The sequence below is a fragment of the Cellvibrio chitinivorans genome (assembly GCF_035117775.1).
GTDB classification, from domain to species: Bacteria; Pseudomonadota; Gammaproteobacteria; order Pseudomonadales; family Cellvibrionaceae; genus Cellvibrio; species Cellvibrio chitinivorans.
In genome coordinates this window covers 143,084-164,528 of the sequence record NZ_JAYKKN010000001.1, presented here as the reverse complement: position 1 = coordinate 164,528, position 21,445 = coordinate 143,084, and the positions used below count along the sequence as shown (strand labels likewise).

20 protein-coding genes are annotated in these 21,445 nt (G+C 49.6%); 13 read left to right on the top strand and 7 right to left on the bottom strand.

The window, feature by feature from the left end:
- Positions 1–57: 57 nt before the first annotated feature.
- The 7 genes from waaF to hldE all read left to right on the top strand — a co-directional run bounded on the left by waaF (position 58) and on the right by hldE (position 8,795).
- Positions 58–1,167, top strand: coding sequence for a lipopolysaccharide heptosyltransferase II (gene waaF, locus SPL68_RS00725; protein WP_323813146.1), 1,110 nt, complete (start codon positions 58–60; stop codon positions 1,165–1,167).
- The gene (rfaP, locus tag SPL68_RS00720; RefSeq protein ID WP_323813145.1) at positions 1,167–1,994 is read left to right on the top strand and encodes a lipopolysaccharide core heptose(I) kinase RfaP; all 828 of its coding nucleotides are present in this window, start codon (positions 1,167–1,169) and stop codon (positions 1,992–1,994) included. The genes waaF and rfaP overlap by 1 nt, the downstream gene beginning before the upstream one ends.
- Positions 1,995–1,998: 4 nt before the next feature.
- Complete coding sequence (locus SPL68_RS00715) at positions 1,999–3,144, top strand: glycosyltransferase family 4 protein (RefSeq protein ID WP_323813144.1); 1,146 nt, start codon at positions 1,999–2,001, stop codon at positions 3,142–3,144.
- A gap of 14 nt (positions 3,145–3,158) precedes the next feature.
- On the top strand, positions 3,159–4,340 hold the full coding sequence (locus tag SPL68_RS00710) for an O-antigen ligase family protein (protein WP_323813143.1): 1,182 nt from the start codon (positions 3,159–3,161) through the stop codon (positions 4,338–4,340).
- Entirely contained in the window at positions 4,337–5,461 is a 1,125-nt protein-coding gene (locus SPL68_RS00705; protein WP_323813142.1) for a glycosyltransferase, read from the top strand. Before SPL68_RS00710 ends, SPL68_RS00705 begins: the two co-directional genes overlap by 4 nt.
- A gap of 95 nt (positions 5,462–5,556) precedes the next feature.
- Positions 5,557–7,299, top strand: a complete 1,743-nt coding sequence (msbA, locus tag SPL68_RS00700; protein ID WP_323813141.1) for a lipid A export permease/ATP-binding protein MsbA — start codon at positions 5,557–5,559, stop codon at positions 7,297–7,299.
- A gap of 71 nt (positions 7,300–7,370) precedes the next feature.
- Positions 7,371–8,795, top strand: coding sequence for a bifunctional D-glycero-beta-D-manno-heptose-7-phosphate kinase/D-glycero-beta-D-manno-heptose 1-phosphate adenylyltransferase HldE (gene hldE / locus SPL68_RS00695; RefSeq protein WP_323813140.1), 1,425 nt, complete (start codon positions 7,371–7,373; stop codon positions 8,793–8,795).
- Between the two features lie 80 nt (positions 8,796–8,875).
- Here hldE and SPL68_RS00690 read toward each other — a convergent pair whose 3' ends face one another.
- The 6 genes from SPL68_RS00690 to SPL68_RS00665 form a co-directional block, all read right to left on the bottom strand.
- Positions 8,876–10,030 (bottom strand): iron-containing alcohol dehydrogenase, encoded by a 1,155-nt coding sequence (locus tag SPL68_RS00690; RefSeq protein ID WP_323813139.1) that lies wholly within the window; start codon positions 10,028–10,030, stop codon positions 8,876–8,878.
- Positions 10,031–10,060: 30 nt separating this feature from the next.
- The gene (locus SPL68_RS00685; RefSeq protein WP_323813138.1) at positions 10,061–10,393 is read right to left on the bottom strand and encodes a Rieske (2Fe-2S) protein; all 333 of its coding nucleotides are present in this window, start codon (positions 10,391–10,393) and stop codon (positions 10,061–10,063) included.
- Positions 10,390–11,424 (bottom strand): S1C family serine protease, encoded by a 1,035-nt coding sequence (locus tag SPL68_RS00680; protein WP_323813137.1) that lies wholly within the window; start codon positions 11,422–11,424, stop codon positions 10,390–10,392. The genes SPL68_RS00685 and SPL68_RS00680 overlap by 4 nt, the downstream gene beginning before the upstream one ends.
- Positions 11,425–11,444: 20 nt before the next feature.
- Complete coding sequence (gene htpX / locus SPL68_RS00675; RefSeq protein ID WP_323813136.1) at positions 11,445–12,320, bottom strand: protease HtpX; 876 nt, start codon at positions 12,318–12,320, stop codon at positions 11,445–11,447.
- A 377-nt stretch (positions 12,321–12,697) separates the two neighbouring features.
- Positions 12,698–13,486: a Crp/Fnr family transcriptional regulator gene (locus tag SPL68_RS00670; protein WP_323813135.1), complete on the bottom strand. Its 789-nt coding sequence runs from the start codon at positions 13,484–13,486 to the stop codon at positions 12,698–12,700.
- A 115-nt stretch (positions 13,487–13,601) separates the two neighbouring features.
- Positions 13,602–13,895: a TfoX/Sxy family protein gene (locus SPL68_RS00665; protein ID WP_323813134.1), complete on the bottom strand. Its 294-nt coding sequence runs from the start codon at positions 13,893–13,895 to the stop codon at positions 13,602–13,604.
- Between the two features lie 216 nt (positions 13,896–14,111).
- On the opposite strand from SPL68_RS00665, the gene SPL68_RS00660 reads away from it, so the two are divergent.
- Genes SPL68_RS00660 through cysE form a run of 4 tightly spaced genes read left to right on the top strand, consistent with a single transcriptional unit; the run spans position 14,112 to position 17,765 of the window.
- Positions 14,112–14,798, top strand: a complete 687-nt coding sequence (locus SPL68_RS00660) for a M15 family metallopeptidase (protein ID WP_323813133.1) — start codon at positions 14,112–14,114, stop codon at positions 14,796–14,798.
- Between the two features lie 13 nt (positions 14,799–14,811).
- Positions 14,812–16,194: an MFS transporter gene (locus SPL68_RS00655; protein ID WP_323813132.1), complete on the top strand. Its 1,383-nt coding sequence runs from the start codon at positions 14,812–14,814 to the stop codon at positions 16,192–16,194.
- Between the two features lie 2 nt (positions 16,195–16,196).
- Positions 16,197–16,901, top strand: a complete 705-nt coding sequence (locus SPL68_RS00650; protein ID WP_323813131.1) for an HAD family hydrolase — start codon at positions 16,197–16,199, stop codon at positions 16,899–16,901.
- Between the two features lie 60 nt (positions 16,902–16,961).
- A complete protein-coding gene (gene cysE / locus SPL68_RS00645; RefSeq protein ID WP_416377402.1) occupies positions 16,962–17,765 on the top strand; it encodes a serine O-acetyltransferase in 804 nt (267 codons plus the stop codon).
- 17 nt (positions 17,766–17,782) lie between these two features.
- Here the strand turns inward: cysE and SPL68_RS00640 are convergent, their stop codons facing one another.
- Positions 17,783–18,061 (bottom strand): hypothetical protein, encoded by a 279-nt coding sequence (locus SPL68_RS00640; RefSeq protein ID WP_323813129.1) that lies wholly within the window; start codon positions 18,059–18,061, stop codon positions 17,783–17,785.
- Positions 18,062–18,329: 268 nt separating this feature from the next.
- Between SPL68_RS00640 and SPL68_RS00635 the strand changes: the two genes are divergently transcribed.
- Both SPL68_RS00635 and SPL68_RS00630 read left to right on the top strand, forming a co-directional pair.
- Positions 18,330–19,064 (top strand): hypothetical protein, encoded by a 735-nt coding sequence (locus tag SPL68_RS00635; protein WP_323813128.1) that lies wholly within the window; start codon positions 18,330–18,332, stop codon positions 19,062–19,064.
- Between the two features lie 156 nt (positions 19,065–19,220).
- A complete protein-coding gene (locus SPL68_RS00630) occupies positions 19,221–21,395 on the top strand; it encodes an AsmA family protein (RefSeq protein ID WP_323813127.1) in 2,175 nt (724 codons plus the stop codon).
- The last annotated feature ends 50 nt before the right edge of the window (positions 21,396–21,445 follow it).

Here is a 21,445-nt window from a genome sequence, read left to right as displayed (position 1 = left end):
TGTTTTGGTGCTGCATTTTTATGTGTTTGATCTGTGATAAAGACTGGGCTGTCATCTATGCGTGAGATGGATTTTCCTGCCGAGCTGAAAAAAATCCAAAAAATTCTGGTTGTCGGCCCTGCGTGGATCGGCGACATGATGATGGCGCAAACCTTGTTTAAATTGCTCAAGCTGCGCAATCCGCAAGTGCAAATCGATGTACTCGCTTCAGGCTGGACGCGCCAACTTATCGCCTGTATGCCCGAAGTTAATCAAGTGATTGATATGCCGCTCGGCCACGGAAAGTTTGGCTTTGGTGAGCGTCGTCGGCTGGGGCAGAGTTTGGCAGATAAGGGCTATCAACAGGCCATTGCGTTGCCCAATTCCTTGAAGTCTGCATTTATTCCATTCTTTGCAAAAATCCCCCTGCGTACCGGTTGGCGCGGTGAATGGCGCTATGGTCTGCTAAATGATGTGCGAGTATTGGATAAAAAACGCTATCCACTCATGGTGCAACGCTACGCCGCATTGGCGCTACCGAAAGACGCTGCGCCGCTGCAGGAATTTCCCTTTCCTGAGCTGCAAATTAATGAAGCACATCGACCACAATTATTAACAAAATTCGCATTGCAGCTGGATCGCCCGCTGCTAATACTCTGCCCGGGTGCTGAATACGGCCCAGCCAAACGCTGGCCGGAACATTATTTTGCGGAAATCGCCGATAAAAAAATTCGCGCCGGTTGGCAGGTGTGGTTAATGGGCTCGGCAAAGGATCATCCTGTTGCCGAATCGATCTGCACGTTGTTACTCGATGCCGAGCGCTCGCATTGTTACAACCTTGCCGGTGGCACCAGTTTGGGTGAGGCGATTGAATTAATGGCCTGCGCCGATTTAGTGTTGAGTAACGATTCTGGCTTGATGCATATCGCCGCCGCTCTGCAAAAACCCTTGGCGGTTATTTTTGGTTCAACCTCGCCTGAGCACACGCCGCCTTTGGGACAGCAGGTGAGTATCATCAGCAACAAAATTGAGTGCTCTCCCTGTTTTGAGCGCGAGTGTCCGAAGGTGCATCACAAATGTTTGCGCGAGTTGATGCCGCAGCAGGTGATGCTGGCGCTGGATGAATTGATGGCGCAATCGGGTGTAATAAATGTGGTGAATATTCACCCTGAAGGGCAAGTAAGCTGATGTCGAATACGTCAGGGCAGATATTGGTTTTGCGCGATGAATTGCGGGCTGCTTGGAATGGGCAGGATGTGTTTCAGCTGGTGCAAAATTTATCGGGTGCAGTCGCACGTGAAGTTCCCGGGCGCCAGACACTGCGTTTTGAGCTCAATGGCCAAGCCTATTATCGCAAGCTGCATACGGGTGTTGGTTGGGGAGAGATAGTTAAAAATCTCGTGCGCGGCCGCTTACCCGTGATTGGCGCGCGCAACGAATGGCAAGCATTAAATTGTTTGCAAGCTGCTGGCGTGCCCAGTTTGACTCCCGTTGCCTATGGTGAGATGGGAATTAATCCGGCGCGTCGTTTGTCTTTTATAGTGACTAAAGAACTCGCAGGCGTTGTTCAGTTGGATGATTTTTTACGTGCGCATCCTAAATTGGATGTTGTTCGTAAACGCCGGTTGATTGATGCAGTGGCAAAAATAGCGCGAGGGATTCATCAGCAAGGACTCAATCATCGCGATTTGTATCTGTGCCATTTTATGTTGGATGTCTCGGCTTTTAATAATGAACAAACAGGTTCATCGTTGTATTTGGTGGATTTACATCGTGCGCAATTGCGAAACAAAGTGCCGTTTCGCTGGGTGGTAAAGGATTTAGCGAGCATTTATTTTTCGGCGATGGATTTGGGCGTTACTCAAAAAGACATTTGCCGTTTTTTGCGGATTTATTTTGCGCAACCGCTCAAGCAAGTACTGCTTGAGCAGCGAACATTATTGCAGGCGATAGTAAAGCGGGCAGAGCAGTTGTATCAGCGCGAGCAGCGTTTGATCGCGCGGGGAGAGTGCTGAGCCAATGAAACTGGCGATTACTCTGTTCCATTATTTCCCCTACGGTGGTTTGGAGCGCGATATGCTCGCGGTAGTGCGCGCATGTCAGCAGCGTGGGCATGAAGTTACCATCTACACTCGTGAATGGCAGGGCGATATACCGGCAGATTTAGCGGTAGTTTTACTTCCCACCAGTGGCATTTCTAATCATCAACGCGCCAAAATATTTGCGGCGCGCTGCGCGCAAGCGATTCCCGTCGATAGCGATGTGATTATCGGGTTTAACAAAATGCCCGGCCTTGATGTCTACTTTGCGGCAGATACTTGTTTCGCGCAAAAAGTCTATGAAGAACGCAACTGGTTTTATCGCTGGAGTAGTCGTAGTCGTGCTTTTTTGACGATGGAGCGCGCGGTGTTTGATGCATCCGGTAACACAGAAATCTTACTGATATCGCCTGCACAAAAGCTGGCGTTCCAACACTATTACCAGACTCCGGATTCACGTTTGCATCTGCTACCGCCGGGCGTTAAACGCGATAGAGTTATGCCGCCCGATTATGACCATCAGCGCCAACAAGTGCGAATGAGCATGGGCGTGAGCGATGATCATTACGTGATGTTAATGATCGGCTCGGATTTTAAACGCAAAGGCTTGGCGCGCAGTCTGCGCGCCTTGGCAAGTTTGCCTCTAGAGTTAAAAGCTCGCTGCCAGTTGTGGGTTGCCGGGCAAGATGATGCTGCGCCCTATCTGCGTTTGGCGCAGCAATTGGGGGTTGCCGAACACTTGGTGATCTTGGGCGCACGCGATGATATTCCCTCTTTGTTGTGGAGTGCGGATGTACTCTTGCACCCCGCTCACAGTGAAGCTGCCGGTGCCGTATTGTTGGAAGCGATGGTAGCCGGATTACCGGTAATCGCCAGCGATGTCTGCGGTTATGCTCACTACATCAATACTTGGCAGATGGGCAAAGTGCTATCAAGCGACGACATAGATACGCAGTTGGCAGCAGCGATTATCGATATTGCCGCGCAAGACTCTGATGAGTGGCGCGCGCATGCGCACAAATTTATCGAGCAGGCTGATACTTTTGATATGCATGAAAAGATAGTGGCCATTATTGAAGCTATGGGCACTAAGTCATTAGGAAAATCCAATCATTCGGATTTATAGAGATAGATACAGTTATGCAATTAGGTTTTTTAGCAAAAGATCGGCGTGAAGCGTTTTGTCTGAAATGGATTGGTCTTGGAGTTTATCTATTTATTTTGTCGTTTTTCTTTGCGTCAGGCCCAGCGCTTATCCGTAATCTTTTCTATCTCTTTGTGCTCTTGCCTGTAGTTGCAGTTATCCCTTGGCGGACTTGGCGGCTTGAAGAGTATGGCGGGTATTTCACCTTGTCGGCGCTGGTTTTTGCCGCTTATTCTGTATTGGCCTCTTTGTGGGGTAATGCAGAAAATTTTGGTTTCTTTTTCAAACAGTGGGTGTTTCTGGCGATTTGGCTGTGCGGTGTTGCATGGTTGATGTATCACAAGCCTATCAATATCCAGCGACTGTATATGTTGATCATTACAGTAGCTATGGTCGGCGCATTGGTTACAGTGTTGTATTTTTATGTCTATAGCAATAACACCTTAGGAACCCGCTTGTTGGGCTTGGGCATGATTGAAAACTCAACCGTTGTTGCGCAAATTTATGGCGTGGCTGGCCTCTTGGCGTATATCAAATCCTTGCAGGCAAAAAAGCTGACAATTTCTTTGGGTTTTCTAGTGGCAAGTCTTATTTGTTGTCTGCCTATATTATTTTCACAGACCCGTGGCGCAGCTTTGGCGTTAATCGTTAGTGTTTGTCTCTCATTGTGGTTGTTGAAACCCCGGTTACTTATTTGGGGGATGCAATTAATGCTTGCTGCAATTGGCGTCGCCGCGCTGTTTTGGGCGTTGGATTTTGTTGCCGTATTGGAGCAACGTGGCATTTCATTTTCAATGCGTGATGTAATCTGGCGCGATGTGCTACAGCGTGGGCTTGAGCATCCCTTGTTTGGGATTGGTTATGAACAAAACTCTCGCATAACATTGACCAATGGCGATATTTATCATCATGCACACAATTCCTGGGTTGATATTTTTTACTATTGCGGTCTTGTTGGTCTATTACTTGCGGTATGGCATGGATTGTTGATGGTGCGCAGTTTTGTGCGCGATGAAAACATTATGCCGCTCTACATTTGGTGGATATTTGGATGTCTATGCTTGATGACTAATGGCTCCAGTTTGCTTACCCGCCCAGATGACCAATGGTTTATGTATTGGGTGCCAGCAGGATTATTAGCCGGGCTTGTGATGCGTCATCGGCGGGGCCTTTCTTGAAAAAAATATTGATCGTACAAACCCGGCATATAGAAAGTATTTCTTATCTTACTGCCGAACTGGTCAATGCGTTTCCATCTGAGGAGTATCAGGTTGCCTTGGCGTATTTGGAAGCAGGGGAGCCTAATGCTACTGATAAACTGGCGCACGAGTGTTACTTTTTTGGCTTGGATAAAACCGACTATAAGGGGCTGCGGCTAAAAGCGATCAGAAAGCTACGGCCTTTTTTTGAGCAGCATCAATTTGATGTGGTGATTGCCAATATGTACAAGCCAGTGCATTTGTTGATGCAGCTGGGCCGTTCTATCTCCGCCCCGTTTTGCATCGGCATTATTCACGCGTTTGGTGAGTTTGATCGCCCTATGCGCCGCTGGGGGATGCGCTTGATGTTGGATTCGCGCTGGACGATGGTTGGTGTATCGGATGCGGTGCGCTCCTACCTTATTAGTGCACGATGCGGCCTTCATGAACACAACACTTATGCCATCAATAATGCGCTTGATGTAAATGCCGCTGTTGCGGCAGCAATGACAAAATCGGAGGCGAGAGCACTACTGAATCTTCCAGTAGATGGGCTGATTTTTGGCACTATAGGTCGATGTGTAAAGGGCAAGCGGCATCTGGAATTGATTCAGGCGTTCGAACATTTCGCGGCCCAAAAAGAGAATGTCTTTTTGGCGATTATTGGTGATGGTGAGTTATACCCTCAATTAAAAAGTTATGTAAATCAGCACAATCTCGAAGACAAAGTTCGATTAGTTGGTTATATCGATCAAGCCGCTCGCGTAGTTCGCGCCTTGGATGTATTTATGTTTCCCTCTGAGTCTGAAGGTTTTGGGCTCGCATTGTTAGAGGCAATGGCAGCGAGTGTGCCTGCTATTGTTCATAATGTTGAGCCGCTTAGAGGCATTGTTGCTGGTTGCGGTGATGCGATTGATTGTGCCGATATAAATGTAATCAGTAATGCAATGGGGGCTCACTATGCTCTTACATCTGAGGCCCGTGGTGAAAAAGGCTCTGCTCATTTTCAACGGGTATTAACTAATTACGATATTAAACAATATCGGGAAGCTTATCGCGATTTGGTTGAGCAATTAATCGGTGCTGGTACTTGGAGCTAAGTCTGTTATAACCTCAGACTAATTTTTTAGGGTAAATAAAAAGGCAGGATATGCAGGAGATAAAAACAAATAGCAAACCGCAAGAGATCTCGGCTATGGTCATCTATAGTCGTCTGCTGCGCTATCTGAAACCCTATGTGTTTTGGTTTGCGATAAGTGTGTTGGGTTACATCTTCTATGCTATTGCAAACGTTGCCTATTCCCATGTTATGGAGCAGTTGGTAAAGGCAATTGAATCCAACGATCCTGCGGCTCGTTGGTTGGTGCCGCTGCAAATTGTGGGCGCTACTTTGCTGCGTGGATTGGGCATCTTTATTGGCGGTTATTACATGGCCAAGGTGGCGTTTAACGTCGTCAATGATTTGCGCGTGCAGGTGTTTAACCACATGACGCGTTTACCGGTCAGCACCTTTGATGAAAGCCCCAGCGGACATTTAATTTCATTAATCACCTACAACATCAACGGTGTCACTGTAGCGGCCACCGACGCACTTAAAAAAGGTATTCGCGAAGGTGCGACAGCTATAGGTTTATTGATTTGGTTGTTTTATTTGGATTGGAAACTTACGTTGTTATTTTTATCGGTTGCGCCACTGATAGGAATCATAGTGACCAAAGTGGCTCGTCGCCTGCGCCGCCTCAGCAGCAAAGTGCAAGATTCTGTAGGTGATATCACGCAGGTTTCCAGCGAGATGATCAATGGCTACCAAGTAATGCGCACTTTCGGTGGCGAAGCTTATGAGCAGGATCGCTTCGCACAGGCGAGTAAAAAGAACTACAACCAAAATATGAAAATTATTGTGACTAGCACAGCTAACGCGCCGGTCATGCATTTATTGATTGCGGTATCTATGAGTTTGCTGATCTATGCAGCATTAAGTTTTATGCAAATGGATAGCACTGCTGCCTTTATTGGCTATATCACTGCGGTTGGCTTGATCGTCAATCCAATTCGACAATTGGGTGATGTTGCGCCCATGATTTTGAAAGGTGTTGCTGCCGCTGACAGTATCTTTCGTTTGCTAGACAAACCCTCTGAAACAGATACGGGCACCTATGAAGTTGAAAAGATCAAAGGTGATGTTGAATTCAAACAGCTGAGCTTCACGTATCCACGTCAGGATAAACCCGCGTTGCGTAATATCAATCTGAGGGTTCGTTCAGGTGAGGTTGTGGCACTTGTAGGAAAATCCGGTAGTGGTAAATCCACCTTAGTGAATATGCTCACGCGTTTTTACGATGCTGATCAAGGCGACATTTTGATTGATGGTATTTCCATCTGCGATTATCGCCTGCAAAATCTGCGCAGCCATATGGCGCTGGTAAATCAGCAAGTCACACTGTTTAACGATACGGTTGCCGGCAACATTGCCTACGGTAGTTTGCAGGCGCGTGACATGGACAGCATCCGTCGTGTGACTGATGCCGCTTATGCGACAGATTTTATCGAGCAGTTGCCTGAAGGGTTTAACACCATGATTGGTGAATCTGGCGCACGATTGTCCGGTGGGCAGCGCCAACGTTTGGCAATCGCTCGAGCTCTGTTAAAAGATGCGCCAATTTTAATCCTTGATGAAGCGACATCGGCGCTTGATAACGAATCAGAACATTTTATTCAGGCCGCATTGGATATAGTGATGGATGGTCGCACTACGTTTGTGATCGCCCATCGCTTGTCTACAATTGAAAAGGCTGACCGGATTATTGTGATGGATCATGGTGAGATAGTTGAGCAGGGAACTCACTCGCAGCTACTAGAGCAAAAAGGTCATTATGCACGGCTTCATGCCAAGCAATTTAATGACGATGAGCCATTGTCTGAGCAAGTGGATGTTTAACAAGTAAAAATTGGCAGTAATTGATTTTTTGGACATGCGGTCTTAATGGATTACTTCTATCGGAGTTATGTATGCATCTGACAATGCCTTATTTTGAGCGTGCCCACATTTTAGTTGTGGGAGATTTGATGTTGGATCGCTATTGGCATGGAGCCAGTTCGCGAATTTCACCTGAAGCACCTGTGCCTGTTGTTAATGTCGCGCAAACTGAAGATCGCCCCGGCGGCGCTGGTAACGTAGCCTTGAATATGGCGGCGCTAGGCTGCCGCGTGTCATTGGTATCTATTGTTGGCGATGATGAAGCTGGCCAGATCCTGTACGAGCGCCTGCGTGTCGCCAAGGTTCATACCAATCTACAAATATCCAGCACCAAACCAACCATTACTAAATTGCGTGTAGTGAGCCGTAATCAGCAGTTGCTGCGCATGGATTTTGAAGAAAAGTTCGATGAAAGTGACAGCTCTGAGTTCCCCAGTAAAGTACAAAGTTTGATTGGCCGGACGCATGCTCTGGTGTTGTCTGATTATGCCAAAGGTAGTTTGCCCGATTGCCAGACGTTGATTCGTATCGCGCGCGAAGCCGGGGTTCCAGTGTTGGTGGACCCTAAAGGCAAAGACTTTACCCGCTATCGCGGCGCAACCATTCTGACGCCTAATTTTCACGAGTTTGAAGCTGTTGTTGGTAAATGCACCAGCGAGCAAGACTTGGTGGATAAAGGCGAGGCGTTGATGGATGAGCTGGATCTTCAGGCGTTACTCATTACTCGTGGTGAGCAGGGTATGACACTATTGCGCCACCATCAGCCGGAATTGCATTTGCCTGCGCGCGCGCGCGAAGTGTTTGATGTCACTGGCGCGGGTGACACGGTTATCGCTACTTTAGCTGCGGCATTATCTGCAGGGCAAACCCTACCTGAGGCTACGGCTATGGCCAATTTGGCGGCGGGTATTGTGGTCGGCAAAATGGGTACTGCGACTGTGAGTACTCCGGAGCTGCGCCGTGCGGTAATTGCTGAGCAGGGGGCGGAACGCGGTGTTGTGACTGAAGATCAGCTGTTGATGGCATTGGATGATGCCCGCGCCAGTGGTGAAAAAATTGTATTTACTAATGGTTGTTTCGACATTATTCACGCCGGCCATGTGGGCTATCTTGAAGAGGCGCGTAAGCAGGGTGATCGATTGGTGCTGGCGGTAAATTCCGATGACTCTATTCGCCGCCTGAAAGGCTCCGGTCGTCCGATTAACCCGTTGGATCGCCGTATGGCTGTGCTCGCTGGATTGGAATCAGTCGATTGGGTGGTGCCTTTTGAAGAAGATACCCCTGAACGTTTGTTGCGCCGTATCAAGCCTGATGTATTAGTCAAAGGGGGTGACTACAGCGAGGATCAGGTAGTCGGCAATCAAATCGTCAAAGCCTATAACGGCTCGGTGAAGGTGTTGAGTTTTTTCGATAACTGCTCAACTACTTCGATAGTGAATAAAATACTGCGTCAGTAAGTTCTATCGTTTATACACAAAGCCCCGCAGCTTAAAACGAGCTGCGGGGCTTTTTTTTGCGAAGAATTTATTGATTCAGCTTAAGCAGCCAGCTCCAGAATTTCGCGCGATGCCTCTGGCGTAATTGCGCCGTGTTCACCCAAGGCCAGCAGGTCGTGCTTGACTAGCATATCCACCAGTTTGGGGATGATGTCGCGGCCAAGGCCATAGCTGCTCAAGGTAGTTGGGGTGCCCATAGATTCAAAGAAATCTTTGGTCGCTGCGATGGCGGCATCGATCAGTGCATCTTCATCAGAGTGATTTAAATTCCATACGCGGCGGCCATATTGCAGCAATTTGGCGCGTTTTTTCTCGCGCTGATGTTGCATCACCGCCGGCAATACAATCGCCAGCGTCTGGGCATGATCTAGCCCGTGCATGGCGGTGAGCTCATGGCCGATCATGTGGGTTGCCCAGTCTTGGGGGACGCCTACGCCAATCAAGCCGTTCAACGCCATGGTTGCAGCCCACATCACATTGGCGCGTACTGAGTAATTAGTTGGCTCTTTGAGCGAGCGGGGCCCCTCTTCGATCAGAGTCATCAACAGACCTTCGGCGAAGCGATCTTGCACCTTGGCTTCTACCGGATAAGTCAGATATTGCTCCATGATGTGCACAAACGCATCCACAGCGCCATTGGCCATTTGGCGCGGAGGCAGACTGTAAGTGGTCGTCGGGTCAAGTATTGCAAACTGCGGATAGACCAGAGGGCTACCGAAGGCGAGCTTTTCCTGGGTCGCGGCTTTGGTAATCACCGAGTTGCCGTTGCTCTCAGTGCCAGTGGCAGGCAGAGTCAGCACGCAGCCGATTGGTAAGGCAGAATGAAAAGGCTGATGTTTGGCCAAGATATCCCAAGGATCGCCCTCAAAGTTCACCGCAGCGGCGATCAATTTGGTGCCGTCGATAACGCTGCCGCCGCCGACGGGCAATAGAAAATCGATCTTTTCTTTTTTAACCAACTCTACCGCTTGCATCAGGGTTTCATAGTGCGGGTTAGGCTCAATACCGCTGAATTCAAACCAGGTTTTGCCCTCTAGTGCTTTGACTACCTGATCGTAAACACCGTTCTTTTTGATGGAGCCTCCGCCGTAGGTCAGCAAAATGCGAGCATTGGCGGGAACAAGGTTGGCAATTTCTTTGATCTGGCCTTCGCCAAATACAATTTTAGTCGGATTGGAAAATATGAAGTTCTGCATGAGGTTTCTCCGTGGGGCTAGCGGCTGCGGTTATGCGCGGGGGATCAAAACGTCTCCTGCGTCCAGGGTGTAAGTGACGGGAATAAGCGCGCGCCCACTACAGGGGCCGGTAACGCATTTTCCCGTTTTGATAACAAAGAGCGCGCCGTGGTTGGCGCATTGAATCATGCTACCGCTGCTGTCGAGGAACTGGTCTGCAACCCATTCCAGCGGAATGCCCAGATGCGGGCAGCGGTTTTGGTAAAGATAGAGTTTGCCTTGCTGCTTGATCGCAAATAGCTTGCGTTCACCCAGTACAAAACCTTTGCTCTCACCTTCGACGATCTCATCCAGTGAGCAGAGTCGGAGCTGGGGTTCAGTCATTGCTTGGGCGCAGCCAGCCGCAAAGCGCGGGTGAGCAGCTTGCCATTGCGTGCGACGCTAACCTTGACCTTGTCACCCGGCTTGTAGTGCTCAAGCGCGCTCAGCAGTTGATCATCGTTAGCGACGGGATAATCTTCAATGGCGACTATCACATCGCCCAGCGTAATTTGACCCCAGCTGTTGCGTTTGGCACCCTCCAGACCGGCTTCGGCTGCAGGGGAGTTCGGCTCAACTCGCAAAATCGCCACGCCTTCAATGCCGCTTTGTTGCGCCCAATGATCGGGTGAAACTGCAATGCCCAGTACCGGACGCACCAAACGGCCATGTTGTATAAGTTCGGGGACGACCTCTTTCACGGTATTGACCGGAATCGCAAAGCCAATGCCTGCGCTGGCGCCGCTGGGGCTGTAAATCATGGTGTTGACGCCGATCAACTTGCCCTCGGAATTGAGTAGTGGGCCGCCTGAGTTGCCGGGGTTGATGGCTGCATCTGTCTGGATCACATTGGTAATTTTGCGTTGATTCGGGGAGATTATTTCGCGCCCTAATGCGCTAACTACGCCAGTGGTCAAAGTGGCGTCCAACCCAAAGGGATTGCCAATCGCCAATACTTTGCGGCCGACACGCAAGTCGCTGGAATCGCCCAGCGGCAACGCGTGCAACTTGGCTTTGCCATCGATTTTGAGCACAGCAAGGTCGCGCTCTGGCGCCAACCCCACTACTTCTGCCGGCCAGTTGGACTGATCTTGCATGGTGATGGTGATCTGCCGCGCCCCTTCGACTACATGGTAGTTGGTGACAATATAACCCTTGTCGTTCCAGACGAAACCGGTGCCCGAACCACGCGGCACAGTCACCAGATCGAAAGAGTAGGGATCGCGCGCGAGTTGCTGATTAGTAACAAACACTACACTCGGGCGCGCAGCGTCAAAGACTTCAACACTGTTGCGTTCATCATCAGTCGAAAATGCCTGCACTGCCGTGCCTAACAGGCTTGTGCAAGTCACCAGTAACCAGGTCAACCAACGCATTATTGCCACTCCGTTGTTAATTACGCGTTGTCACGCAGAGCTTGAATACGAGCTTCCAGAGGTGGGTGGCTGGCGAAGAGATTGCGCACGCCGCCGCTGATACCGAAGGCGCGCATGCTGCTTGGCAGCGGGCTTTCAACGCCTGCATTGGATTCAGCTTGCAAGCGTTGCAGTGCGCGAATCATGGCGCCGCGATCAGCCAAAGTCGCGCCAGCATGGTCGGCGCGGTATTCGCGGTAGCGTGAGAATGCGGCGACGATCATTGATGCGAGGAAGCCCAATACCAGTTCAGCAACTATGGTGGCTATCATAAAACCAAAGCCGCGACCGTCTTCATTCTTCAGTAATACACGATCAACAAAGTCGCCGATGATACGAGCAAAGAACATCACAAAAGTGTTTACCACGCCCTGAATCAGGCTGAGGGTGATCATATCGCCATTGGCGACGTGGCCGATTTCGTGCGCAAGCACGGCTTTCACTTCATCGCGCTCAAAACGTTGCAGCAAGCCGAGACTCACGGCGACCAGCGCATCGTTGCGGTTCCAGCCGGTCGCAAACGCGTTGGATTCCTGTGCAGGGAAAACGCCGATTTCGGGCGTTTTAATACCGGCTTTTTGGGAGAGTTCGGTGACGGTGTCTACCAGCCATTGTTCATCGGCGTTGCGCGGTTGTTCGATCAGTTGCACGCCCATGCTGCGTTTGGCCATCCACTTAGACATAAAAAGCGAAATAAATGAGCCGACAAAACCGAACACGGCACAAAACACCAGCATGCTTGATAAATCCAGCCCGCCTGCAGTGCGATAGTTACCTACCCCAAGCAAGCTCAACACTATGCCCGCCACAACCATGACAGCGATGTTGGTTAATAAAAACAAGCCAATGCGTAACACGATAGTCTCTCCCGGTAATTGATTATTCGTTGCCTGAACGCAACGTCACGCGAGTATATGTGTACAACGCAAAAGAATTTCAATCGCGAATAGGTTAAGAAAGGAAAAAGTGTAAAAAATCCGTAACGGAAAATAAGAGGCGGGAAGAAAAATGGCCGCCACAGGGGCGGCCCAAGCAACCGTGTTAGCCGAGAGACTTTCGGAGAGGAAAGACCCTAGGGGTGAGCAGATACAGTAACCGACTTGCAGGGCGACTATTGAATCCACTCGACTGCTGTACGGGAGATGATGTGCAGCAGTGAGTTAACAATAATCGTTCTCATTATCCTGGTCAAGCTTTTTTGAGAAATATTCTTATTTAAGTTGGGCGGATGCTACTAAGCGCCTTTTAATTGCAGTAATTGACCATTCAATTGATTGATTTTGGCTGCCATTTCTTCAATCAACCCCAAACAGATTTGCGGTTGGTATTCAATCAAGGTGATGAACTCTTCTTTGCGTACCGCCAAAACGGTGCAATCGCTACTGGCGACGACCGACGCCATGCGCGGTTGGCGGGTGAAAACCGCCAAGGCGCCGAAAATCTCATTGGGATTGATCTCGCCGACTTTTACGCCATCGCAGACTGCATCGGCTGTGCCTTCCAGTAATGTGTAAACGCGATCTGCAAGGTCGCCTTGGTTGATGATGGTTTCGCCTGCACGAAAGTGCAGAAAACCCGCTGAAGGTTGAAATTCGGTGCGCAATTCCTGTGTTAATGCCTGCTCGTAAAAGCTGATGTTGCATAAAAGTAAGTACGCCCAATTGCGCTGGGATTTAAGGTCGCTATTCGCTTGCTCGACCAGTGCATCGCGCTCATAGGCTTGAAGTTTGACCGGGCTGCTGCAACTGAATTGCCCTTGGGGTAGGTTGAGGCTGCGCGGTAAGCCGAGTAAATCGCCCTCTTCAAAGCGCATCACTAATTTGTTGTGAAGATAGTAATCAACCTGTCCATCAAGGATTAGCAGGGTGCGGGTGGGTGGGATATCGGCAAAAATATCGTCGCTGGCGGCAATGGTAAAGGAATCATCAGCGGGTGCGGTTTGGGCGCATAAAAGATCGGTTAGGCCGCGCATCTTGGCGGCCAGCTCAGACATTAACTCGGACTGCTTGGTAGGAAGATGCATATACCCCTCGGTTACAAAAAAGCGCTAGTAAGGCGCTTTTAGTGTAGCCTGTGTCGGGGAAAAAATTGCGCTTAAAACCTCAGTCTGTTAACCGAATCTGATTTTGATCAAGTCGTCAGGCAGTGGCTTTGGAGAAATTATCTACTCCGGGCGATTCGGCTTCGCTGACAAGTTGGGCTTTTAGGTCGGGGGGGATATCGTTCCAGTGCACATCCATGAGTGCACCTTGAAGGGCGTAAAGCATGACCTTGGAGACGTTGATGTCGCGCGCACGAATGCGGCGATAGGCTTCAACAGCGCCGGTGCGCTTAAGATCAGCGAGGGTATTGATCCCTACTGCGCGCAAGATATTTACTGATGCCATTCCAAGGTTCTTTAATTGCAATAACTCACTATGACTAACGGTCATTGTATGCAATCTCCATTTATTATTTTTTATCAGGTGTTGTGTTTGAAAATTTCCGTTTATAGCGCCGCCTTATCTTACATGCTTGCAAGTCTTGTGCAATTGTTTTCTCTTGCCTCTAGTGCAAATCGTGATAAGTCATTGTGAAAATGCAACGCAATGGTGCAGTAAGTGTGCGCGGATTTTAATCTCCAAATATAAGACTGCTGGGAATACATCATGAGTGATTGGACGCAACAATTGCTATTAGGCTTGGATGAGCGCGAATTGGTGGAATCGCCGCTTTTGTCATGCCGTGTGCACCGACAAGTGCTCGATCCGTTACATCTGTTAGCGCAGCGCGCCGCCAGCGCCGGATTTATCTTGAAGGTGGCCAGTAGTTATCGCGGCTTTGAACGACAATTAATGATCTGGAATAACAAGGCGCGCGGTTTGCGTCCGGTGTTAAATGACGCGGGTGTGCCGATTGATATTCACGTGCTATCTGCGCGCGAAAAAGTTTTTGCGATTTTGCGTTGGTCGGCGCTGCCGGGAGCATCGCGCCATCACTGGGGGACGGATATTGATGTCTATGGTGCAGTGCAACTTGATCCGTCTTATCAATTGCAATTAACGGTTGAAGAGACGCAAGGCGATGGCCCCTTCGCAGAGTTCCATCGCTGGCTGAGTAATGAGTTGAGTTTTGGCGATAGCGATTTTATCCGCCCTTATGCGCAGGATACTGGTGGCGTTGCGCCTGAGCCCTGGCATTTAAGCTATGCGCCTTTAGCGACGATTTTTGCGCGTCAGTTTTCGGTGGAGCTACTGCGCGAGCAGTTGGAGCAAACCGATTTGGAATTGAAAGAGACTGTGCTTGCACATCTGGATGAGATCTACGCGCGGTTTATTTTTGTGTCTAATCAATAATAAGGAATAACTTTTGACTCGCTCTGACCTGACTCCACCTGCATCCAAAAAAGCGATTCGCGCCTGGATGTTATTTGACTGGGCGGCACAGCCTTTTTTTACGGTTGTGATCACCTTTATTTTCGGCCCTTATTTTGTATCACGCCTGGCTGCTGATCCGGTGATCGGGCAGGCGGCTTGGGGTTATACCGTGACTATCGCCGGTGTTGCGATTGCGCTACTGGCTCCGGTGTTGGGTGCGATTGCAGATGCAACCGGTAGGTGCAAACGTTGGATCGCGTTTTTTGCGCTGCTAAAAATTATCGCGCTCAGTTTGCTGTGGTTTGCCGAACCCGGCTCGGTATTATGGCTGCCTCTGCTCTGCATAATTGTGGCGATGGTGGCCGCAGAATTTTCGATTGTATTTAACGATTCGATGATGCCGCGTTTGATTGCCCCTCAGGATATTGGCCGCGTCTCCAACACTGCTTGGGGGTTGGGTTATCTGGGCGGCTTGGTGGTGTTGTTCAGTGTATTGCTGTTTCTTGCCGGTAATCCGGCGACGGGGAAAACCCTGCTCGGCATTGCACCTTTATTTGGATTGGATGCCGCGCAGGGTGAAGATGCGCGCATCACTGGCCCCTACGCCGCACTCTGGTATTTTATTTTTATCCTGCCCATGTTTTTGTTGACGCCCGACAGCAAAACCGGAATGCCATTGAAGGTTGCCATAGCGGCGAGCATGGGCGAATTAAAAAATACGCTGCAGGAATTGAAGCGACGCGCTGGCCTGTTGCGATTTTTAATTGCGCGCATGATTTATCAAGATGGCGTTAATGGCCTTCTCGCGTTGGGCGGCACCTTTGCCGCGGGCATGTTTGGTTGGCAGACCATTGAGATGGGTATCTACGGAATTTTATTGTTGGTAGTTGCGATTGGCGGTTGTGTGTATGCCGGGCGATTGGATGCGCGCATGGGCTCGAAGAAGGTTATTGTGCTGAGTTTGATCTGCCTGATTATCGCCACTCTCGGCATTATTTCGACCGGCCCGGGTTATTCACTGTTTGGGTTGATTCAATTTTCCGGCGCCGATACGGGCGGTTTATTTGCGACACCCGCCGAAAAAGCTTACATCCTGTTCGGTTTATTAATTGGTGTCGCCTTTGGCCCGGTACAGGCATCCTCGCGTTCATTTATGGCGCGCAGTGTGAGTGTCGATGAGGCGGGGCGTTATTTTGGAATTTATGCACTCGCTGGCCGCGCAACCGCATTTTTAGCGCCTATGGCAGTGGCGAGCCTTACGCTTTATGCCGACTCTGCACGTATCGGCATGGCGGCGTTGATTGTATTTTTAGTAGTGGGTTTGGCGCTGTTATTTAAAGTGCCTTATCCCGCGTCCTTAAGTGAAAAGAGGTAAGTATGTTAGTGATTTTCGATTGCGATGGTGTGTTGGTTGACAGTGAAATTATTTCCGCGCGGGTATCGAGCGACTGTTTGAAAGAGATTGGGGTCGAGCTGAGTGCGGAAACTATTTTGGAAACCTATCGCGGAAAATCCGTGGCCGATTGTATCCGTATGATCACTGAAGAGCTGTCGCAACTGGATGATTGGAAATCGCTGACTGATGCAGAAAAAACCGAGCGTGGAACCCAGTTCTGGCGTCATGTGCAATTGCAGACATTGGTGGTATGCGAGCAGGAATTAGAGCCGGTTGCAGGAGTGATGGCGGTGCTGGATGCCTTGAAAGAAAAGCAAATTCCCTTTTGTGTCGCCTCCAACGGCAAGCATGAAAAAATGCGTATGACTTTAGCCAAAACCGGCATCATGCCCTACGTGCAAGGCCGTGTTTTCAGCTTTGAAGATGTGACGCGCGGCAAGCCTGCTCCGGATTTATTTTTGCACGCTGCAAAAACCTTAAATGTTGAGCCGACGCAAGCGATTGTGGTTGAGGATTCGCTCACCGGAATTCAAGCCGCCGTTGCCGCAGGCATGCGCCCCTTGGGTTACTGCCCGCCCAACGCCGACGGCAGCGACAACTGCCTGTTGGCCGAGATGCGCACGCTGGGCGCTGAAGTATTTTTCTCGATGGATGAGTTAATGCCGCTGATTGAAAAGGCGTGTTGATTGAAAAGGCGCTTTGATTGAAAAGATGCGTTGATAGAATCGATTTGGATTGGAATGAGTATGCAAACACCCGCACATAATTTTGCGCACCTTGATGTGTGGCAAGAAATTCGCGCCGAGGCGCAGCAAGCGAGCGCCGATGAGCCGGTGCTCGCCAGTTTTTATCACGCCAGTATTTTGAATCACGCCTCTTTTGCAGCGGCGATCAGTTTTCATTTGGCTAATGAGCTCGATAGTCAAGCGCTGCCGGCAATGATGTTGCGCGAGGTGTTTAGTGAGGCGATGCAGGCTGATCCGCAGATTGAGCTGGCGATGCGCGCCGATATTCGTGCGCACCGCGAGCGCGATCCCGCCTGCAATAAATTCTGTATGCCGTTTTTATTTTTTAAGGGCTATCACGCGCTGCAATCCTGGCGCATTGCGCACTGGCTGTGGTCGCAGGGGCGCAACGCGCTGGCGCTCTATTTTCAGAATCAAATATCGCAAGCCTTTGATGTAGATATTCACCCAGGTGCGCGTATTGGCAGCGGCATTATGATCGACCACGCCACTGGTGTTGTGATCGGTGAAACCACGGTGATAGAAGATGATGTCTCTATGTTGCACAGCGTCACCTTGGGTGGCAGTGGCTGCATGAAGACTGACCGCCATCCGAAAATTCGGCGCGGTGTATTAATTGGTGTAGGGGCAAAAATTCTCGGCAATATCGAGATAGGAGAGGGCGCAAAAATCGGCGCGGGCAGTGTGGTGTTGGATGCAGTTGCACCGCACACAACAGTCGCCGGCGTGCCAGCCAAACCGATTGGTCGCCCCAAAGGTGAATCGCCCGCGCTGGATATGGATCATCACCTCAGCGACGATTGATCCTGCTTGATGCGGTGTCAGGCGCTGCGCTGATCCGTCATCGATTGGGTGCTGCTGGTTTCATCATCGCATCCATCAAGCAGCCACTTCAGTACTGACTCGCGGCTTTTGAGCATGGATTGATAGTGCTCAATCAGCATCTCATTCGGGCGCGGGTGCGCCTGCATAGCCGCGATGCGGTCCGTTAGAAACGTAATGTCCTGCTCAACCTTGATACGCGCGTTGCTTTGTGCGCTCAGGGCACCATTCTCTACTAATCGGGCTTCGTGCGATTTTTTCTGCATAAAGGGCAACATAGATTGCTACTCCTTTCTATAGGGATCGATTGCTATACGCGTTATTGATGTACAGATTATTGGTATAGGTCTTGAGTATGGGTGCCATCAGCGTGAATCGCCAGCGCGGTGTAATACTGTTTGGTTACATTCTCCGCATTGTTTATTGCCCTTATTCTCCTTCCCGCTGCAATCTGTTCCTGCCATCAAAAGGGTGTGATTGGTTTGGCCGGTATTTGGCGCGAGGAATGCTATGCTTCAAACATGTATTTCTGCAGGTTTTTAAACTATGAGTGTTCCCGAGTTCGACATTATCTTCCGCGGCGACATCGTCTTTGGTCATCAATTGGCCGATGTAAAAGCCCGCTTGCAGCAGTTGTTTAAAGCAGATGCCGCCAAAATCGATGCGTTATTCACCGGGCGTCCGGTGCCACTCAAACGCAAGCTGGATGAAGCAACTGCCCATAAATACCGCGATGCCCTGCTCAAAGCGGGCGCGATGGTGGAAGTCTGTTCCAGTGCTGCCAGCCCCGCGAATGTGGCGCCGCGCCCAACACCTGTACCGCGTCGTGCGGCGGAAGTCTGGACACTAGCGCCCTTGGGTGCCGATCTGTTGCTTGCCAAAGAGCGGCCTGCCGTTGCCGCGCCAGTACAGGTAGATATCTCCAATCTGAGCTTGCGCCCGGCCGAGGGGAATCTGGTTGATGCCGCTGAAGTGCTTGAGGATATGATCGCACCCGTAGTTGCGCCGGATTTGGGCTTGGCTGCCGTCGGTGCCGATCTGATCAGTGCCGATGAAAAATGGGAGTTGCCGCTGGTTGAAATTGAACTGGAAGACTGGGGTATCGCAGAGGCAGGCAGTGATTTGCTCGCCGAGGATGAGCGCCCGATTGTGCTCCCCGCCATTGTCGATGTGGCCGATTATGGTCTTGCGCCAGCGGGCAGCGACCTTGGCCAATTAAAACCGGAAGTTAAACCAGTGGTGCCGGATATCAGCAAATTGCACCTGACGGATGCGCAATAATTCATTGAAAATTCGCAGTGCATTCTCATCTCTTCCCCCGCATGGCTGAACAAAATCGTCCATGCGGGGGTCAATAAACTTATCGACAATTATTTTGTTGATTCATCTTGTTAATTCTTGCCTTCAAGTTAATTAGATAATTTATAAGGAGATCCTATGAAATTATTAGGAAAAAGCCTTATCGCATTGATCGGGTTGTTGCTCATTCTTGTACTTGCGTTGGTGTTTTTGGTGGATGCCAACAGCTTCAAGCCGCGTATTGAATCACTTGCCAAAGATCAGGGCATCGCCCTGCAAATTAATGGTGATTTAGGTTGGAAGTTTTGGCCGAGTGTGGGGGTGGCAGTAAACGATGTGCGCGTCGCCGCGTTGGAAACCCCCGATCAATCTATTGCTGAATTAAAACAGGCCAGTCTACTACTCGCATTGATGCCGTTATTTTCCGGCGAGTTTCAGGTGGATCATGTATTGGTCGATGGCGCTGCGATTTCGTTGAAAGTTGATGCAAGCGGTAAAGGTAATTGGGAGGCGCTGAGTCAATCCAAAACGGATGCGCAATCTGCACCTTCTGCTGCATCAGATTCGACAGCAAGCGAGCTGAAGCTGGACATTGAAAAAATCAGTTTGAGCAACTCGCAAATTCAATATGAGGATGAGCAAAACGGTCAGCGAATATCGCTGCGTGATATTAATCTCACCATGACCGATGCTAATACTCGCGCTGAACCCTTCCCATTTGATGCTTCTTTTGTGATAGCGCTTGAACAAGCGGCTGCGGATAAACTGGAATTGCAAGCATCCATCAAAAATACGCTCAGCATTGATAATGCGATGGGCAATATAAAATTAGATGACGGCCAATTGCAGCTGGAGTTGAGCGGCGATAACAAAGCAACAATTGCGCTTGACTACTCACTGATCCTGACTGATCTACAAAACAATCTCGCCTATGAAGGCACATTAAAATTAGCTGAAACCAATGCACGTAAATTGCTAAGCGCGCTGGGCACCGAATTGGAAACTGCAAATAACAATGCACTGAGTAAACTTGCATTTTCAGCTGCGGTTGCAGGCACCAGCAACAATGTTGCGCTCGATAATTTGCAATTAACTCTGGATGACACGCAATTTTCCGGCAGTGCAGCTGTGACCGATTTTTCCACCTCTGCGCTTAAATTGGTGTTAGAGGGTAATGAACTAAATGCAGATGACTATTTGCCGCCTCCAGCAGAAACACCTCAGCAGGTTTCTGCAACTGCTGCACCAGCAGAGGATGTGGAGCTGCCGCTGGAAATGTTGCGCGGTTTAAATGTGAACGCCAAGCTGGCGTTAAAGAAACTGATTTTTAATCAGATGTTATTGGAAAATGTTGCGTTAAATCTGACTGCGAAAAATGGCATTATCGAACCAAATATCAAAGCAAATGCCTATGCCGGTGCGATTACCGCAAAAGGGAAAATGGATGCGCGTGGCAAACAGGCGCAGGTGCAGTTTGATGCAGACGTAAAAGGTTTGGAATTGGCACCTTTGTTAAAAGATATGGAGATGGATTCCAAATTCGGTTTGCAAGGCGCGATTCAGTCGCACGCACAAGGTACTACGCAAGGTAAATCCGTCAACCAATTAATAAAGGCGCTGAATAGCACCGCAACTTTTTCGGGTGCTCAGGTGCGAGTATCTCCAATCAATTTGGAACAACAGTTTTGCAAACTAGTGAACATGGTTACGCAGACTCAAGATCCAACAAAAGTTTGGGAAGAATATACCGAGCTAAGTGAGTTGTCGGGCAACATTAATCTACGCAATGAAGTGGTTACCATCGAAGCCTTTAATGCTGGTGTAGAAAAATTGCAGTTAGGTTCCAGCGGGAAAATTAATCTCGCAACTGATAGCTACGATATTTTATTACCCTTCAAGTTAATAAAAGACAGTGCCGATACTGTCACTTCCGAACAGGTTGCAGTGAGCACCAGTGCAAACGGTTGTAGCATTGGCAACACCTATTGGTTGGAGCGCGGTTTGGAATTGCTGCGCTGTAAAGGTTCTTTTGCGGAAATTAATCCGTTGAGTGATTGCCGTCCCGATAAAGCATTATTAACCGAGCTGACCAAAGATTACGCTGTGTACAAGCTCAAAGAAAAACATGGTGCAAAATACGAGGAGAAAAAAGCCGAGCTGGAAGAAAAAGTCGAAAAGGAAAAAACCAAACTCTTCGATAAGTTACAGCAGAGTTTAAATAAACGTCTTGGCACTTCCGCTTCCAGCAGTGCTGCAGCCGAAGCCGCTTCTGAATCTGTTCCCGAAGCCGCTTCCGAGACCACTGCGGAATAAGGGCCGAATAAGCGTGAATTCTCTCGGCCAGTTGTGTGCTGGCCTGTTAG

What these genes read in the sequence shown, in the direction of transcription:
- SPL68_RS00680 (WP_323813137.1), bottom strand. Translation starts at nt 11,424, where the DNA reads ATGCGTTGGTTGACCTGGTTACTGGTGACTTGCACAAGCCTGTTAGGC.
- SPL68_RS00640 (WP_323813129.1), bottom strand. Translation starts at nt 18,061, where the DNA reads ATGTTGCCCTTTATGCAGAAAAAATCGCACGAAGCCCGATTAGTAGAG.
- SPL68_RS00685 (WP_323813138.1), bottom strand. Translation starts at nt 10,393, where the DNA reads ATGACTGAACCCCAGCTCCGACTCTGCTCACTGGATGAGATCGTCGAA.
- SPL68_RS00660 (WP_323813133.1), top strand. Translation starts at nt 14,112, where the DNA reads ATGAGTGATTGGACGCAACAATTGCTATTAGGCTTGGATGAGCGCGAA.
- SPL68_RS00635 (WP_323813128.1), top strand. Translation starts at nt 18,330, where the DNA reads ATGAGTGTTCCCGAGTTCGACATTATCTTCCGCGGCGACATCGTCTTT.
- hldE (WP_323813140.1), top strand. Translation starts at nt 7,371, where the DNA reads ATGCATCTGACAATGCCTTATTTTGAGCGTGCCCACATTTTAGTTGTG.
- SPL68_RS00670 (WP_323813135.1), bottom strand. Translation starts at nt 13,486, where the DNA reads ATGCATCTTCCTACCAAGCAGTCCGAGTTAATGTCTGAGCTGGCCGCC.
- rfaP (WP_323813145.1), top strand. Translation starts at nt 1,167, where the DNA reads ATGTCGAATACGTCAGGGCAGATATTGGTTTTGCGCGATGAATTGCGG.
- waaF (WP_323813146.1), top strand. Translation starts at nt 58, where the DNA reads ATGCGTGAGATGGATTTTCCTGCCGAGCTGAAAAAAATCCAAAAAATT.
- SPL68_RS00665 (WP_323813134.1), bottom strand. Translation starts at nt 13,895, where the DNA reads ATGACCGTTAGTCATAGTGAGTTATTGCAATTAAAGAACCTTGGAATG.
- SPL68_RS00690 (WP_323813139.1), bottom strand. Translation starts at nt 10,030, where the DNA reads ATGCAGAACTTCATATTTTCCAATCCGACTAAAATTGTATTTGGCGAA.
- msbA (WP_323813141.1), top strand. Translation starts at nt 5,557, where the DNA reads ATGGTCATCTATAGTCGTCTGCTGCGCTATCTGAAACCCTATGTGTTT.
- SPL68_RS00715 (WP_323813144.1), top strand. Translation starts at nt 1,999, where the DNA reads ATGAAACTGGCGATTACTCTGTTCCATTATTTCCCCTACGGTGGTTTG.
- SPL68_RS00630 (WP_323813127.1), top strand. Translation starts at nt 19,221, where the DNA reads ATGAAATTATTAGGAAAAAGCCTTATCGCATTGATCGGGTTGTTGCTC.
- SPL68_RS00710 (WP_323813143.1), top strand. Translation starts at nt 3,159, where the DNA reads ATGCAATTAGGTTTTTTAGCAAAAGATCGGCGTGAAGCGTTTTGTCTG.
- cysE (WP_416377402.1), top strand. Translation starts at nt 16,962, where the DNA reads ATGCAAACACCCGCACATAATTTTGCGCACCTTGATGTGTGGCAAGAA.
- SPL68_RS00650 (WP_323813131.1), top strand. Translation starts at nt 16,197, where the DNA reads ATGTTAGTGATTTTCGATTGCGATGGTGTGTTGGTTGACAGTGAAATT.